This window comes from Qipengyuania proteolytica (genome assembly GCF_019711565.1).
In the GTDB taxonomy this organism is placed as follows: Bacteria; Pseudomonadota; Alphaproteobacteria; order Sphingomonadales; family Sphingomonadaceae; genus Qipengyuania; species Qipengyuania proteolytica.
In genome coordinates, this window is record NZ_JAIGNN010000002.1 from 66972 (window position 1) to 81560 (window position 14589).

Genomic DNA, 14589 nt, shown 5'->3' on the forward strand with positions numbered 1-14589 from the left:
TTCTTACGCCGTCATCAGGACGCCGCGGTAGATCGGATCTTCCATCGCGCGGCCGGTACCGACCGCCACACACGACAGCGGATCCTCGGCAATCGTCACCGGCAGGCCGGTCTCTTCGCGCAGATATTCGTCGAGCCCGCCGATCAGCGCACCACCGCCGGTGAGCACGATGCCCTGGTCGACGATGTCGGCGGCCAGTTCGGGCGCGGTGTTCTCGAGTGCGATGCGTACGCCTTCGACGATCGCGCCGATGGGTTCGCTCAGGGCTTCGGCGATATGGCCCTGGTTGATGGTGATTTCCTTGGGCACGCCGTTGACGAGGTCGCGACCCTTGATCGTGATGCTTTCGCCGATGCCGTCTTCAGGCGGGCGCGCCACGCCGTAGTCCTTCTTGATCCGCTCCGCCGTCGCATCGCCGATCAGCAGGTTATGGTGTCGGCGCACATACGAGACGATCGATTCGTCCATCTTGTCGCCGCCGGTCCGGACCGAGGTGGTGTAGGCAAGACCACGCAGCGAAAGCACGGCGACCTCGGTGGTGCCGCCGCCGATATCGACGACCATGCTGCCGACCGGTTCGGTCACCGGCATGTCGGCGCCGATCGCGGCCGCCATGGGCTCGAGGATCAGATAGACCTGCGAAGCGCCCGCGTTCGAGGCCGCGTCACGGATCGCGCGGCGCTCGACCGAGGTCGAGCCCGAGGGCACGCAAATCGTGATCTCGGGATAGCGCATCATGCTTTTCCGGCCGTTCACCTTGCGGATGAAGTGCTTGATCATCTCTTCGGCAACGTCGAGATCGGCGATCACGCCGTCGCGCAGCGGGCGGATCGCCTCGATGCTGTCGGGCGTCTTGCCCATCATCATCTTCGCATCGTCGCCCACAGCCTTCACGCGCTTCTGGCCATTGATCGTCTCGAGCGCGACCACGCTGGGCTCGTTCAGCACGATCCCCTGGTCCTGGACGTAGACGAGGGTGTTCGCGGTCCCCAGGTCGATCGCCATGTTCTGCACGCCGAATTTGAAGAGGTTGTTCCAGAAGCCCATTTTCGCTCGATTTTCCGTCTGATCTTGGGGTTTTGCAGGTGAGGGATGCGACCGCTGCAAGGCCCCGAGGGGGAGTGGTGGCCGCTCTTTAGCCAGACATTCACCAAAAGGCCAAAAATTTCCGCATCCCGGATGGTGGAAATACGCACGTCCGGCCTCGGATTCGTGCCCGTTCATCGCTAGCCTTGCCGGATGCCCCCAATTCGCCGCCTTCCCGACACGCTCGTCAACCGCATTGCGGCGGGCGAAGTGGTCGAGCGACCGTCATCCGCGCTGAAGGAATTGGTCGAAAATGCGATCGATGCGGGTGCGACGCGGATTGCGGTCAAGCTGGTCGAAGGCGGACTCGCCAGCCTGGAAGTAACCGACGACGGATGCGGTATGACACCCGAGGAGATGGCGCTCGCGCTCGAACGTCACGCCACGTCGAAACTGCCCGACGAAGCGATCGAGCAGGTCGTCACGCTGGGCTTTCGCGGCGAGGCCCTGCCGAGCATTGCCAGCGTGGCGCGCTTCACGCTCGAAAGCCGGCCGCGCGGCGCTGAGCAGGGGTGGAAGCGGATCGTCGATCATGGCGAGCTTGTCGCCGAAGGGCCGGCGGCGTTGCCGCCCGGTACCCGGGTGCGGGTCGAGAACCTGTTCGGCAAGGTGCCGGCGCGGCGCAAGTTCCTGCGCACGGCGCGTAGTGAATATGCGGCGTGCAAGGATGTGGTCCAGCGGCTCGCAATGGCGCGCCCGGATGTGGCGATCTCGCTCGATCACGGCGACCGCCGCATTCTCGCGCTGCAGGCTGGCGAAGGGATCGAGAACCGCGTCGCGCAGATCGTCGCTCGCGAACTCAAGGACAATGGCGTGATGCTCGATCTCGAGCGTGGCGCGATGCGCCTCACCGGCGTCGCGGGCCTGCCGACCTACAACCGCGGTGTCGCCGATCACCAGTATCTGTTCGTCAACGGCCGTCCGGTAAAGGACCGCCTGCTGACCGGCGCGGTGCGCGGCGCCTATGCCGACATGCTCGCGCGGGATCGGCACGCGGTTCTGGCCCTCTTCCTCGACATCCCGCCCGAGGATGTCGACGTGAACGTCCACCCGGCCAAGACCGAGGTGCGGTTTCGCGATGCGCAGGGAGTGCGCGGTTTCATCGTTTCGGGCCTGCGGCAAGCGCTCTCCACGGGCGACAAGCGCAGCGCGCAGACGCCGGATGCCGGCGCGATGGCGCGCTGGCAGGCCGAGCCCTTGCGCGAAGAACCGGCACCGGCACTGCGATCGATCTTCGCCGGTCGGGACTGGACCGCGCCGCACGCGAGCGTGGCCGAGCCTGCCGCTGCATGGCAGGCAACTGCCGGCGAGGTGGTCGCCGCGCCGCAGGGCCGCGCCGAGGAAGCCGCGCCGATCGCTGCCGAGGCTGAGGATTACCCGCTGGGCGTCGCCCGCGGCCAGGTCGCCAACACCTATATCGTCGCCGAAGCGAAGGACGGGCTGGTGCTGGTCGACCAGCATGCCGCGCACGAGCGCCTGGTGCTGGAACGCCTCCGGGCTGCCGGGGCGGAAGATGCCGTGAAGCGCGAACAGGCGCTGCTCATACCCGAGGTGGTCGAGCTCGAGGAGACCGCCTGCGACCGTCTCGAAGAGGCCGCGCCCAGGCTGGCGGAACTCGGCCTTGCGATCGAGCGCTTCGGGCCGTCGGCCATGCTCGTGCGCAGTATGCCGCACGCCATCGCCCGCACGGATCCCGAGAAGCTGTTGCGCGATATCGACGACGATCTAGCCGTCAATGGCGAGGCGCTGCTGCTCGGCGAAAAGCTCGATCTCGTGCTCGCGACGATGGCCTGCCACGGATCGGTCAGGGCAGGGCGCTCGCTGCGCGTCGACGAAATGAATGCATTGCTCCGCGAGATGGAGCGGACGCCGCGTTCAGGCCAGTGCAACCACGGTCGGCCGACTTGGGTGAAGCTGTCCATGGACGACGTCGAAAAGCTGTTCGGGAGACACTGATGCGACTTGCGATACCCCTGCTGATCCTGGCCTTGGCGGCTTGCTCGTCCGAGCCGACGGAAGAGGAGATCGCGGCCGACGTGGCGGAGGTGGAAGCGAACCAGGAACCTCCGCCGGAGCAGCTGGAGCCGCAGGCCATTGTCTATGCCGATATCGAGAAGCACGATCTGTTTGGCGCCGGATGCAATTTCGCACCCGATGGCGACACCGCGGGGACGATCGCCATCGCGATGGCGGAGCAAGGTTACATGAAGAAGGATGGCGAGATCCTGCGCTTTGCCGCCGATGCCGGCAGCCCGGAACTGCCCTATCTCGCGCGCAGCAAATACGACGGCCTCGCCTATGCCTTCAGGCTCGAACTCGACGAGAAGAGCGGTATGCCGAGCGGCGACGAAACGACCGACTACTCGGGATCGCTCACGGTCGTCGATGGCGGGGGACGCGAAGTCTATGCCTCGACCGGCATCGTCCAGTGCGGGGCCTGACCCGCGGGCCCCGGCCTAGTCGACGATCGGTGCATCCTCGTCGCGCACGCGGATCAGGCCATTGCTGACCATGTCGAGCACGGGCTCGTCGTTCTGGTTGAACACGGTGAGGTGGCTCTTGAAGATGCCCATCTCCCGGCGCGACTTGCTGCGCCGCTTTTCCAGCACGGTGCTCTCGCAGCGAAGCGTGTCGCCCGGATAGACGGGCTTGACCCAGCGCAGCTGGTCCACCCCGGGCGATCCGAGCCCGGCCTGCTTGTTCGCTTCCAGGTTCTCCACCAGCATCGCCATGGTCATGGCGCAGGTATGCCACCCGCTCGCCGATATGCGCCCGAAATGGGTTTGCGCGGCGGCATCGTCATCGAGATGGAAGGGCTGGGGATCGTAGCGCGAGGCGAAGGCGATTACCTCGTCCCGCGTAACCTCGTAATGCCCAAAAGACTGCTTCGAGCCGACGACGATATCTTCGAAATACATCATCGCCGGGGGATGGATCAGGCGGCCATGCGAAGCAACATCCAAATACCCATGCCCATCATCGCAAGGTTTTCGGTCAGGGACACGAAGCCGAGCGGGACGTTGGCCGATCCGCCCACGCAGGCGCATTTGATGTCCCGCTTCTGGATGTAGACGGCATAGAACACGCTCACGGCACCGACCGTCCCGATGAACAGCGCTATCGGGATGGAGAGCCATGGCAGCAGGCGGCCGGCCATCAGGATTGCCGCGGTCGCCTCCAGAAACGGGTAGGCATAGGCGTAGGGCACCCAGCGCCTGCCGAGCAGGTCATAGCCGACGAACATGCTGGAGAACTTCTCGACGTCCTGCAGCTTGAGCATGGCGAGCATGGCCATCGAAAAGGCGACGAACCACTCCGCCGTGCGGATGGTCAGGACGGACTGGTAGACGAACAGGCTGAGAGCCACCGCCAGCGCGGCGCCAACGGCAAAGACGGCGATGACCGGTGTGTAGCTGGTGCCCGTGTCATCGGCCTTGTCGTAGCCGAAGTGCTTGCGCAGGTCCGTGTAGCCGCCGATACGCTTGCCATCGAGGAATGTTTGCGGCGTGGTTGCGACGCCGTGTTCATCCTTGAACGCGTCGGTCTCTTCGCGGGTCGTGAGGTGATGATCCTCCACCGCATAGCCCTCGCGCTCGAGCAGCCATTTCGACTTGATGCCGTAGGGACAGACGTGCTTGTCCATCACCATGCGATAAAGCCGGGCTGTTTTCCGCCCGGCTTTACCTGTTTCGCGAATTTCGGTCTGGGCGTTCATACCCTGAATTTGGGAATTCCGGCGTTGGAATCCAACTCCGGGATGATCCGGTAGCGTGCCAGCACCAGGCTGAAGAGCCCGAACATCAGCAGACCGATGGCCGTGAGGGTGAAGATGAAGCCTTCGCCCGCAAGGCTCGCCACCGCGTCGCCGAGTGTCTTGATCTGCTCGGTACCGCCCGACATGAACCCTGCCTTGAAGAGCGACCATCCGATCACGAGGTATACCACCCCGCGCGCTATGAAACCGGCGCCGCCGAGCATGCGTGTGCCATTGGGCGCTTGCCCGCTGATGCGATGCATGAAGCTTCCAGTGATGCCTTTCTTCGCCTGCTCGAAGGCAGCGATGAACAGCGCGATGCCCAGCAGGCCGAGGACGACCCCGCCCAGCGGCAAGGACAATACACCGGACGCGGCTTCCTGCGCGCCGTCACCGCTCGAACCGCCGGTGTCGCTCGTAGCGAACTTGTATGCCGAATAGGCGAGAGCGAGGTGACCGATCCCGCTACCCGCGTGGCCGATCCGCTTGCCCCAGCCCTTGGCGTCCGAGCCGTTGTTCTCGATGTCGAACAGGGGGGAACAGAACCGGAAGAGCGCGTAGGCAGTAAGGCCGACCACCATGATCCACAGGATCACGGTCCCCAGCGGAAAGTCCTGAATAGCCCGGAAGATACCGTTGGTACCCTCGGCGATCTTCTGCGCGCTGGTCAGCGCGACGAGGCCGAGGACGGAGTAGAGGACGGCACGGCTGAAATAGCCGACCCGGACCAACCAGTTGAATTTTTCGGACTTGTCTACCACCCATCGGCTCCCTGTTGTTCAGGTGGGCAACGGGGCGGGGCGCGTTTTGTTTCCGTCCACTACTCGGCGAAGGCGCCCTCGAGCTTTTCGAGATCGCCGTCTGCGCGTGTCGCCGATGGCAGGCCGATCAGCTTGCGGATCAGCGGCGCGACGGCGGTGTTGTCGAAGCCTGCAAGAGTGGCACCGGCGCGGAAAGCAGGCCCGTGAGCGATGAAGAGCGCCGCCATCTCGGGAGCGGCCGGATCATAACCATGCGTCCCGCCCGACCACGCGGCGTCCGGGCGCGAGCTGGTGATTGTCCAGCCGACGTCGGCAAGGCAGAGATAGGAGGGGATGCGGCGATGGGTGCCGTACCGCAGGCGAGCAGGAATTTCCTGCTTGCGCCAGCAGTCCATGTGCTCGTGCTCGCCGAGAATGGCCGCCTCGAATGCGCCGGTGTTTCCGTCGGTCGCCTCGAAGGTCGCATAGGGTCCGTTCTCGACCATGCGGTAAAGCGATGCATCGGCCATCTCGTCCAGCACGATGACCCGTTCCGACGAGGTGGCGGCCATGCCGTGATCGGCGACGATGACGAGATTCGCAGGCTGGCCCAGCGTCGCAAGGCCCGCCAGCAGACTGGCGATGTGGCCGTCGATATCGCGCAGGGCAGCATTGAGTTCCTCGCTATCCGGACCGCCGCTGTGTCCCGCGGAATCGACGGTATCGAAATAGAGTGTCAGGAATTCGGGACGTATCTCAGCAGGCCGTCGCAGCCAGTCGATGACGCTGTTGACCCGCTGGGTGTTCGACACCTGCATGCTGAAAGCCTGCCAGTCGCTCGGCAGCAAGCCATCGTCGACCGGGCCGTAACGCTGCGGGGTCCCGCCCCACGGCACGGCCGAGCCCGGCCAGAACATCGCAGCGGAGCGGATGCCCGCCTCTTCGGCTTCGACCCAGACGGGCTTCGCGTCGGCCCACCAGAAGGGATCTACGTTCGCCATGGTGAACACCTCGTCCGGGCGTTCTGGGTCCTCCATCTTGTTGGCCGTGATGCCGTTGTGGTCGGGGACGAGACCGGTGACGAGGGTCCAATGATTGGGGAACGTCTTGCTGGGGAAGGACGGCCGCATCGCACCCGTCGCCCCACCTGCCGCAAGACCCGACAAGGTCGGGGTCAGGCCGCGATCGAGGTAGTCCGCCCGAAACCCGTCGATCGAGACGAGGATCGTGACCGGTTCGCGCTGTTCGATGACAGCGACCGGCGCCGCCTCGGGGATCGTCGCGCAACCACCGGCGAGGGTAGCAAGCGAGAGCGCGAGTGCGGCGGCCAGTGTCTTCATCGCGGACCTGAGACGTTGAACTTGAACAGCATCACGTCGCCGTCCTGGACCACGTATTCCTTGCCTTCCTGGCGCAGCTTGCCGGCTTCCTTGGCGGCGCCTTCGCCGCCCAGCGTGACGTAATCGTCATAGGCGATGGTCTCCGCACGGATGAAGCCGCGTTCGAAATCGGTGTGGATCTCGCCCGCCGCCTGCGGGGCCTTGGCTCCGGCGGGGAAGGTCCACGCGCGCGATTCCTTGGGGCCGGCGGTGAAGAAGGTTTTGAGGCCCAGCAGCTTGTAGCCGGCGCGGATCACGCGGCTGAGACCGCTTTCGTCGAGGCCGAGTTCGGCGAGGTATTCGGCGCGGTCTTCCTGCGGCATGCCGACAAGCTCGCTCTCGATCGCTGCCGAAACCACCACCGCCTCGGCACCTTCGGCCTTGGCCTTCTCGAACACGAGATCAGACAACGCGTTGCCCTTGGCCGCATCTTCCTCGGCCACGTTGCAAACATAGAGCACGGGCTTGGCCGTCAGCAGCTGCGCCTGCCGAAAGACGCGCGCTTCCTCGTCGTCCTTCGGCTCGGTCAGGCGGGCGGGCTTGCCGTCGCGCAGCAGGTCCAGCGCTTGGCCGAGCACGCTGGCCATGAGCCTGGCTTCCTTGTCGCCACCGGTGGCGCGCTTGGCCGCCGCAGGTACGCGCTTTTCCAGGCTTTCGAGGTCGGAGAGCATCAGTTCCGTCTCGACCACTTCGGCATCGGCGATGGGGTCGACCTTATTGGCGACGTGCTGGATGTCGTCATCCTCGAAGCAGCGCAGTACGTGGACGATCGCGTCCACCTCGCGAATGTTGCCGAGGAACTGGTTGCCCAAGCCTTCGCCCTTGCTCGCGCCCTTCACCAGGCCTGCGATATCGACGAAGGCCAGCTGGGTCGGGATGATCTTGGCCGACCCGGCAATCGCGGCGATCTTGTCAAGCCGTTCGTCCGGCACCGCGACCTGGCCGACGTTCGGCTCGATCGTGCAGAAGGGATAGTTCGCGGCCTGCGCGGCCTGCGTTTCGGTAAGGGCGTTGAAAAGGGTGGACTTGCCGACATTCGGCAGGCCGACGATCCCGCAGCGGAAACCCATCGATAACTCCGGAAATAGTGTGTGGGCGCGCCCTTAGCCGCGCCTGCCGCAGAATGCCAGAGCGTCAGAGGTTGTGGACCGCCTTGATCAGCGGCCCGTAACCGCTTTCCCCCAGCCAGCCGACCTGGACCTGGGCCGTCACCTCGTTGATCGGCAGCTGGGGCTTGGGTGCCGGGTGGACGGCGGTGCGCAGCGGGCGCGTGCCCGGCGGCATGGCGATCTGGCGCGCAATTTCGCTCGGTACGTCCATGGGATCGGCGCTTCGGCCCGAGCCGTCCTCCTGCCCGATACGCGCCATCACCTGCGGATAGCCTGCCGCGTGGATCGCGTTGGCGCGTTCCTTGAGATCGGCCGAATAGGCGTTGCGATTGACCCAGACCTCCGTTGGATAACCGCCGGGCTCGATAATGCTCACGTCGATGCCGTGCGGGACGAGTTCGTAGGCCAGCTGCTCGCTCATTGCCTCGAGCGCGAACTTGGTGGCGGAGTAATGCCCCGAATAGGGCACGATGACGCGGCCGAGCTGGCTCGATATCTGGAAAATCTGTCCCGACCGCTGCTCGCGCATGCCGGGCAGGACGGCGCGAGCCATGCGGTGGCAGCCGAAGACGTTGGTGTCGAAGATGAGCTGCGTCGCCTCCATGTCCTGCACTTCGACCGGTGAGGTGATGCCGATGCCGGCATTGTTGACGAGCACGTCCAGCGGGCCGCCGTTGATCCGCTCGGATTCGGCAACTGCACCGTAGCACTGCTCTTCCTCCAGCACGTCGAGTTCGAGCACGTGGAGGTCGAGCTTCTCGTCGGCGGCCAGCTGGCGCAGCTCCTCTGCCTCGGGCCGCGGGAGGTTCCGCATGGTGGCGAAGACCCGCGCGCCGAGCCGCGCGTAATGTTCCGCGCCGAGGCGCCCGAAACCGGAGGAACTGCCGGTGATGAGGATGCTCTTGCCCGACAGGTCGGGCGGGGAGGGCATGGTCTCTGCGAGCGCGCTGCGGGCGCCTGCGATGGCGACACCGGTGGCGGCGGCTCCGGCGAGCAGAGTGCGGCGGTCGATCTGGGGCATCGGTCTCTCCTTTGTGAGCGCGGCGATAGCACGATTGAACACCGGTGATAACGCGGGGGCAAGCGCGATGCATTTTCACCAAGATTTCAGGTTCTGCTGGTAGGAACCGGGCATGAGCCGAATTCGCCTTTTCGCGTCGCCCATCGTCCTGGCCATGGCGCTCGCCGCCTGCGCGCCCGATCCCGAAACCCGCTTCGCCGACGCGCAGGCTGCGTTTGCGGCCAACGATTTCCGCGGCGCGCGCGTGTCGCTGATTGCCGGGCTGAAGGACCAGCCCGGCAATCACGAGATGCGGCTGCTGCTGGCGCAGGCGCAGATCGCGTTGGGCGACGGGGAAGGGGCGGCGACGTCGCTCGCGGCGCTCCCGGCCGAATGGACGGACGATCCGCGCGTCCTGCTTGCGCGCGGCGAGGCGGAGGTGCTGCGTGGCCGGTTCGACGAAGCTGTCGCTGCAGTCGAACCGCTGGAAACCGGCGCGGCGGATCGGATCCGTGCGCTTGCGGCCATCGGCAAGGAAGATTTCGCTGCGGCGGCAGAGGCCTTCGCCGCTGGTGCCGCTCGGGAGCCGGTCGATGCGAAGCTGCTCGCCTCCTATGCGCGATTCGAGCTGGCGCACGGCAATCGCGACAAAGCTGGTGCCTTGCTCGACCGGGCGATCGAAACCGATTCCAAACTGGTCGAGGCCTATCTCGTGCGCGCGGAACTCCTCGCCGCCAACAACGATCTTGCATCGTCGCTGATGGCCTACGACAAGGCGCTCGACCTCCATCCAGGTAATTTCGACGGTCGCTTGGGTAAGGCTGGCATCCTCGCGCGCCTCGGCCGTTACGACGATGCCGCCGTCCTTGCGGAAGGTTTGGCCGAAGAAGCGCCGGACGATCGCGCCCTGGCCTTCGTCAATGCGCGAGTCGCGAGAGGCAGGCGGGAGTGGGAAACCGTCCGCGCGACCCTCCAACCGCTCGAAGACGAGCTGCGGGCCGAAGCCGGGATGGCGGCGCTCTACGGGGAAGCGCTGATCGAGCTCGGACAGCCAGCCGTCGGCCTCGGAGTCCTCGAACCCGAACTGCGGCGCCAGCCGAACGCGCGACCGATCCGGCGCCTCGTGGCGCGGGCACAACTGGCCGCGCGCGATGCTGCGGGCGCGCTGGCGACGATCCGGCCGCTGGCGACTCGACCTGACGCAACGCCTGACGAGCTCAAACTTGCTGCAGCCGCAGCCAAGGCCACCGGCAGCGGATCCGCCGCGACGTTCGAACAGCGACTGGACCAGCCATCCCCCGAATGGATCGGCGGCGAACTCGCCAAGGCCGACCGTGCGCTACGCAACCGGCAGTGGCAGGATGCCGAAACCCGCTACGAAACAATCCTGTCGCGGACAGGCGGCACGAACGCGATGGTGCTCAACAACCTCGCTTTCGTGAAGGGGCAGCTGGGCAAGACCGATGCGGCGCTCGATCACGCGCTGGCTGCGGCGAAGCTCGAACCCGACAACGCCTCGATCCTCGATACGGCGGGTTGGCTGCTGGTGCAGACCGGATCGAAGGCGCGGGGGCTCGAGATGCTCCAGCGTGCCGCACGGCTAGCGCCCGACAACGCCACTATCCAGCGTCACTTGGACGAGGCGAAGACAAGCTGACGCCGGCCTCTCGGGCACACCAACGAAAAGCGGCGCGGGACCGAAGTCTCGCGCCGCTTTTTCTTGGACCGGAGGGTTCCGATCAGGCGTAGGCCAATCGTGCCGGCATCACGTCGGCGAAGCGGCGGCGGCGGGTGCCGAGCGCCAGGCCGAGGACAGCGAGGGCGAAGAGAAGCATCATGCCCGGCTCGGGAACGTCGGTGCCGCTGCTGGTGCCGCCCGAAGTGCTCGAGCTCGATGTCTGGCGGCCGCTGGCCGAGCCGACGCCGTCGACGCCGGTGATCGACTGGTAGCGGACGAAGAAATCGTTCAGCGTCAGCGTCGCGGGTGCAGTGCCGAACGACAGGCTGAGCGTGCCGGTGCCGGTCGAACCGTCGAAGACGCCGCCCGAACCGCCGCCGGCGCAGCTGCCGGTACGCTGGCCGGAGAAGCACACGTCGACCGTGCCGATGCCGTTGGGATAGTTCGACGAGGTGTTGGTGAACCCATAGGTGCCGGTGCTCGTGGCCGAATCGATGTCCGGGTCGGTGTTGAAGGCAAAGCCCGACACACGCGATCCGATGCCGTCCCCGTCGGCCCCGGTGTTCGTCATGCTGTAGGAGAAGGTGTAGACGCCGTTCTCGATACCGGTGAGCGTGAGCGTCAGTTCCGAGCTCAGGCCGTCGATCGACGGGCCGCCGTCGACGAAGCCGTCGAAGGTGATGGTGTAGCTCTCACCGATCGAACCGGCGTCGAGGATGATGGGCTCCGCCACGGCAGGAGCGGCGGTGGCCAGCCCCACGATCGCCAGTGCCTTAATGATCAATCGCTGAAAATTCACGGAAACCCCCGTTTCGGTCCAAGCTGAAGTTCTGATTACCTGCCAAGTCTCACGAAACCCTCTCCGTGGCGAGCGAATTGCGTCGCGTGTCTCAATAGGGAACAGAGTTTTCGAGAATGCTGAACGGAGACGGTTTCAGTCCTGCATCCGCAAGGCGAATTCGCTCATGAAGCGGGCATCGTCCCCACGTGCCAGCCACTCGGCCTCCGCCCCGATCGCGGCGAGCATGTCGGCAAGATCGTCCATCTCCGACTTGGCGTAATTGCCCAGCACGTGACCGGTCACCCGCTCCTTGCTGCCGGGATGCCCGATGCCGATGCGCACGCGGCGAAAGTCGGGGCCGAGATGCTGGTTGATGCTGCGCAGGCCGTTGTGCCCGGCAAGCCCGCCGCCGCGCCGGACCTTCACCTTGAACGGAGCAAGGTCGAGCTCGTCATGGAAGACGGTGAGCGCGTCCACGTCCAGCTTGTAGAAACGCAGCGCCTCTCCCACCGCGCGGCCGCTCTCGTTCATGTAGGTCGCGGGCTTCAGGAGCAGGATCTTCTCGCTGCCGATCCGGCCTTCCTGCACCCAGCCGGAGAACTTCTTTTGCACCGGGCCGAAATCGTACATCTCCGCAATCACGTCGCACGCCATGAAGCCGACGTTGTGCCGGTGGAGCGCATATTGCGGTCCGGGATTTCCTAGGCCTGTCCAGATCTGCATGCGCGGGCTGCTACATCAAGCGAGGCTTGCGAGGAAGGCCTCTGCCTCCCGCGGATGGCGGAAACGCACGACCTCGCCGGGGAAACCCGAAAGGCGGCGCTCCAGCGCGGGCGTCTTTACCCTGCGGAACGCGGCGACATAGAGGAAGAATTCCGGGTCGAAACGCTCTGGGCAACTGGGTGGCGCGTCAGGTCGGACGGTCCCATGGAGAGTGCTGATCCTGCGAAAGAGGCGCCACAGGCAGAGGTATGTGGGGTAGTCGAGCAGGATGGCCGTGTCGGCTCTTGCGAGGCGGCGGGCCATGCTATCCCCGTAATTGCCGTCGATGATCCAGCGCTCGCCGGCGAGCAGCTCATCGACCCTGGCCGACCACACCGCGGGGTCGGGCTCCTGCCATCCCGGCAGGTGATAGTGCGCGTCGAGGTGGATCAGCGGCAGGCCCGTGCGCACGGCGAGAGCGCGCGAGAAGGTCGACTTGCCGGCTCCGGGCGAACCGATGACGAGCACGCGTTGCATGGCGATGGCCCTCCTTCCGACCGCTCCCATGAATCGAAAACGCCGGCCCCGTGAGGGACCGGCGCTTCGTGAGTGCCGTGCAGGATGGCGCGGGCGATTACTCGCTCTTCGCTTCCTGTTCGTCGGCGGCATCGTCGTCGGGACCCTGCTCGGTGGCAGCGGTCTCGCCCGGTTCCATGCCGGCGCCGGTCTGGCCTTCGGTGGTCGTGTCGCCTTCGCTCTTCTTGAGCGCCGACGGAGCGACCAGCGTCGCGATGGTGAAGTCGCGATCGGTGATCGCGCTCTCGCTGCCGTCCGGCAGGGTCACTTCGCTGATGTGGATCGAATCGCCGACCGCCTTGCCGGTGACGTCGATTTCGATCTCGCTCGGGATCTTGTCGCTTTCGCAGATCAGGTCGAGCTCGTGACGAACCACGTTCAGCACACCGCCCTTCTTGAGGCCCGGCGAGGCTTCTTCGTTGATGAACACGACCGGAACCATCACTTCGATCTTGGCGCCCTTGGACAGGCGCAGGAAGTCGACGTGTTCGGGACGGTCGTTCACGGGATGCAGAGCGACATCCTTGGGAAGCGTGCGGATCTTCTTGCCACCGACTTCGATCGTAACGATCGAGTTCATGAAGTGGCCGGTGCCGAGCTGGCGGACCAGTTCCTTGGCTTCCACGTGGATCAGGGTGGGTTCTTCCTTGCCGCCATAAATAACGGCGGGAACACGGCCTTCGCGGCGAAGTTGACGGGAGGCTCCCTTGCCAGCCCGTTCGCGCGCCTCGGCCGGCAGGGTCAGAGCGTCGCTCATGTCACATACCTTTCGAATGCATTTTGAATATCCGGTCTCACCACGCCTCCAGGGATGACCATGGTGCCGGAGGGCGCGCGCATAGCAGGCGGGCTGCGAAAGGCAAGCGAATACGGGCGAGCGCTTGCTATTCCACGCGGCGGATGCGATAGCCTGCCTGCTCCAGTTTCGCGGGCAGCCCCTCCGGGCCGAGCAGATGGCCCGCGCCGACCGCAATCAGCGGCTTGCCCGGCGCGCTCAGCAGGTTTTCGATCTTCGCCGCCCAAGCGTCGTTCCGCCCGACCAGCAAGGCCTGCCGCAATTCGGGATCGGCGAGCATGCCCTTGCCGGTCAGTTCGCCGAGTGCATCGAGATCACCCCCGCGCCAGGCGCGCGCCAGCTTGCCCCGGTCGTCCGCGCCGGTGCCGGCCTCGACCAGCACCGCGTTGAGCAGGTCGCGCTGTTCCTTCTCGGGAAGGGTATCGAAGATCGCCAGCTGGGCCCTCGCGCCCTCCAGCTCGACGACATCCCGACCGGAGAAATCCCCGATCAGGGCGCGATCGGCACCGTTTTCCGCATCGCCTTCCTGTGCCACCTGGGCAAGGGCGAGGGCCGCGCCCCAGCTTTCCATCTCGTCGAAATAGCTGCGGCGGACGCGGGCCTTGACCAGCAGCGCATCGAATTCATCGCGCAAGGCAGGATCGAGACGCGCGCGGATCGGCCCCGCGGACTTGTCGTAAGCCATGCTCTCGAACAGCGAGGAGAGTTCGGCTCCGTCATCGAGATTGGCGACCTCGACGACCAGCAGGTCCGCTTCCCCGACCACGGCATCGAGCTCGTCCGAACGCCATGCCACCCCATCGGGCAGCGCATGGACCGTCCCGAACATCCAGCCTTCGACCGTTCCATCCTCGCCCGCGATTTCCCACAGTGCGGGATAGCTGTCCGGTTCCGGGCCGTCAGGCTGCGCGGGCTGGCAAGCTGCCAGGGCAAAGGCGAAAAACCCCGCCGATAAAAGATGGCGCTTCATGCCCGGAGGCTGCCTCTC

At 65.6% G+C, this 14589-nt stretch carries 15 protein-coding genes; 3 read left to right on the forward strand and 12 right to left on the reverse strand.

Annotated features, from left to right (window positions below; translation table 11 throughout):
- Positions 1-3 precede the first annotated feature (3 nt).
- Positions 4-1047, reverse strand: coding sequence for a rod shape-determining protein (locus K3172_RS09210; RefSeq protein ID WP_221589338.1), 1044 nt, complete (start codon positions 1045-1047; stop codon positions 4-6).
- A 192-nt stretch (positions 1048-1239) separates the two neighbouring features.
- Here K3172_RS09210 and mutL point away from each other — a divergent pair, with 192 nt between their 5' ends.
- A complete protein-coding gene (mutL, locus tag K3172_RS09215; protein WP_221589340.1) occupies positions 1240-3042 on the forward strand; it encodes a DNA mismatch repair endonuclease MutL in 1803 nt (600 codons plus the stop codon).
- A complete protein-coding gene (locus tag K3172_RS09220) occupies positions 3042-3527 on the forward strand; it encodes a hypothetical protein (RefSeq protein ID WP_221589342.1) in 486 nt (161 codons plus the stop codon). Before mutL ends, K3172_RS09220 begins: the two co-directional genes overlap by 1 nt.
- Before the next feature lie 15 nt (positions 3528-3542).
- Here K3172_RS09220 and K3172_RS09225 read toward each other — a convergent pair whose 3' ends face one another.
- The 6 genes from K3172_RS09225 to K3172_RS09250 all read right to left on the reverse strand — a co-directional run bounded on the left by K3172_RS09225 (position 3543) and on the right by K3172_RS09250 (position 9089).
- Positions 3543-4007: a MaoC family dehydratase gene (locus tag K3172_RS09225; protein WP_221589344.1), complete on the reverse strand. Its 465-nt coding sequence runs from the start codon at positions 4005-4007 to the stop codon at positions 3543-3545.
- A 14-nt stretch (positions 4008-4021) separates the two neighbouring features.
- Positions 4022-4801: a MauE/DoxX family redox-associated membrane protein gene (locus K3172_RS09230; RefSeq protein ID WP_221589346.1), complete on the reverse strand. Its 780-nt coding sequence runs from the start codon at positions 4799-4801 to the stop codon at positions 4022-4024.
- On the reverse strand, positions 4798-5601 hold the full coding sequence (locus K3172_RS09235; RefSeq protein ID WP_221589348.1) for a DUF1206 domain-containing protein: 804 nt from the start codon (positions 5599-5601) through the stop codon (positions 4798-4800). Before K3172_RS09235 ends, K3172_RS09230 begins: the two co-directional genes overlap by 4 nt.
- 59 nt (positions 5602-5660) lie before the next feature.
- Positions 5661-6920, reverse strand: coding sequence for an alkaline phosphatase family protein (locus K3172_RS09240; RefSeq protein WP_221589350.1), 1260 nt, complete (start codon positions 6918-6920; stop codon positions 5661-5663).
- On the reverse strand, positions 6917-8029 hold the full coding sequence (gene ychF, locus K3172_RS09245) for a redox-regulated ATPase YchF (RefSeq protein ID WP_221589352.1): 1113 nt from the start codon (positions 8027-8029) through the stop codon (positions 6917-6919). The genes K3172_RS09240 and ychF overlap by 4 nt, the downstream gene beginning before the upstream one ends.
- 64 nt (positions 8030-8093) lie before the next feature.
- Positions 8094-9089 (reverse strand): SDR family oxidoreductase, encoded by a 996-nt coding sequence (locus K3172_RS09250; protein ID WP_221589354.1) that lies wholly within the window; start codon positions 9087-9089, stop codon positions 8094-8096.
- A 112-nt stretch (positions 9090-9201) separates the two neighbouring features.
- Here K3172_RS09250 and K3172_RS09255 point away from each other — a divergent pair, with 112 nt between their 5' ends.
- Positions 9202-10725 carry a tetratricopeptide repeat protein gene (locus K3172_RS09255; protein ID WP_221589357.1) on the forward strand — a complete coding sequence of 508 codons (1524 nt, stop codon included), beginning with the start codon at positions 9202-9204 and terminating at the stop codon, positions 10723-10725.
- An 82-nt stretch (positions 10726-10807) separates the two neighbouring features.
- Here K3172_RS09255 and K3172_RS09260 read toward each other — a convergent pair whose 3' ends face one another.
- The 5 genes from K3172_RS09260 to K3172_RS09280 all read right to left on the reverse strand — a co-directional run bounded on the left by K3172_RS09260 (position 10808) and on the right by K3172_RS09280 (position 14571).
- Positions 10808-11530: a cistern family PEP-CTERM protein gene (locus tag K3172_RS09260; RefSeq protein WP_221589359.1), complete on the reverse strand. Its 723-nt coding sequence runs from the start codon at positions 11528-11530 to the stop codon at positions 10808-10810.
- 150 nt (positions 11531-11680) lie between these two features.
- Positions 11681-12250, reverse strand: coding sequence for an aminoacyl-tRNA hydrolase (gene pth / locus K3172_RS09265; RefSeq protein ID WP_221589361.1), 570 nt, complete (start codon positions 12248-12250; stop codon positions 11681-11683).
- Between the two features lie 15 nt (positions 12251-12265).
- Positions 12266-12766, reverse strand: a complete 501-nt coding sequence (locus tag K3172_RS09270) for a P-loop NTPase family protein (RefSeq protein WP_221589363.1) — start codon at positions 12764-12766, stop codon at positions 12266-12268.
- 97 nt (positions 12767-12863) lie between these two features.
- Positions 12864-13562: a 50S ribosomal protein L25/general stress protein Ctc gene (locus K3172_RS09275; RefSeq protein WP_221589365.1), complete on the reverse strand. Its 699-nt coding sequence runs from the start codon at positions 13560-13562 to the stop codon at positions 12864-12866.
- A 127-nt stretch (positions 13563-13689) separates the two neighbouring features.
- Positions 13690-14571, reverse strand: coding sequence for a TraB/GumN family protein (locus K3172_RS09280; RefSeq protein ID WP_221589367.1), 882 nt, complete (start codon positions 14569-14571; stop codon positions 13690-13692).
- Between the last annotated feature and the right edge of the window lie 18 nt (positions 14572-14589).

Coding starts and splice junctions, on each gene's coding strand:
- K3172_RS09210 (WP_221589338.1), bottom strand. CDS start 1,047: ATGGGCTTCTGGAACAACCTCTTCAAATTCGGCGTGCAGAACATGGCG.
- mutL (WP_221589340.1), top strand. CDS start 1,240: ATGCCCCCAATTCGCCGCCTTCCCGACACGCTCGTCAACCGCATTGCG.
- K3172_RS09220 (WP_221589342.1), top strand. CDS start 3,042: ATGCGACTTGCGATACCCCTGCTGATCCTGGCCTTGGCGGCTTGCTCG.
- K3172_RS09225 (WP_221589344.1), bottom strand. CDS start 4,007: ATGATGTATTTCGAAGATATCGTCGTCGGCTCGAAGCAGTCTTTTGGG.
- K3172_RS09230 (WP_221589346.1), bottom strand. CDS start 4,801: ATGAACGCCCAGACCGAAATTCGCGAAACAGGTAAAGCCGGGCGGAAA.
- K3172_RS09240 (WP_221589350.1), bottom strand. CDS start 6,920: ATGAAGACACTGGCCGCCGCACTCGCGCTCTCGCTTGCTACCCTCGCC.
- ychF (WP_221589352.1), bottom strand. CDS start 8,029: ATGGGTTTCCGCTGCGGGATCGTCGGCCTGCCGAATGTCGGCAAGTCC.
- K3172_RS09250 (WP_221589354.1), bottom strand. CDS start 9,089: ATGCCCCAGATCGACCGCCGCACTCTGCTCGCCGGAGCCGCCGCCACC.
- K3172_RS09255 (WP_221589357.1), top strand. CDS start 9,202: ATGAGCCGAATTCGCCTTTTCGCGTCGCCCATCGTCCTGGCCATGGCG.
- pth (WP_221589361.1), bottom strand. CDS start 12,250: ATGCAGATCTGGACAGGCCTAGGAAATCCCGGACCGCAATATGCGCTC.
- K3172_RS09270 (WP_221589363.1), bottom strand. CDS start 12,766: ATGCAACGCGTGCTCGTCATCGGTTCGCCCGGAGCCGGCAAGTCGACC.
- K3172_RS09275 (WP_221589365.1), bottom strand. CDS start 13,562: ATGAGCGACGCTCTGACCCTGCCGGCCGAGGCGCGCGAACGGGCTGGC.
- K3172_RS09280 (WP_221589367.1), bottom strand. CDS start 14,571: ATGAAGCGCCATCTTTTATCGGCGGGGTTTTTCGCCTTTGCCCTGGCA.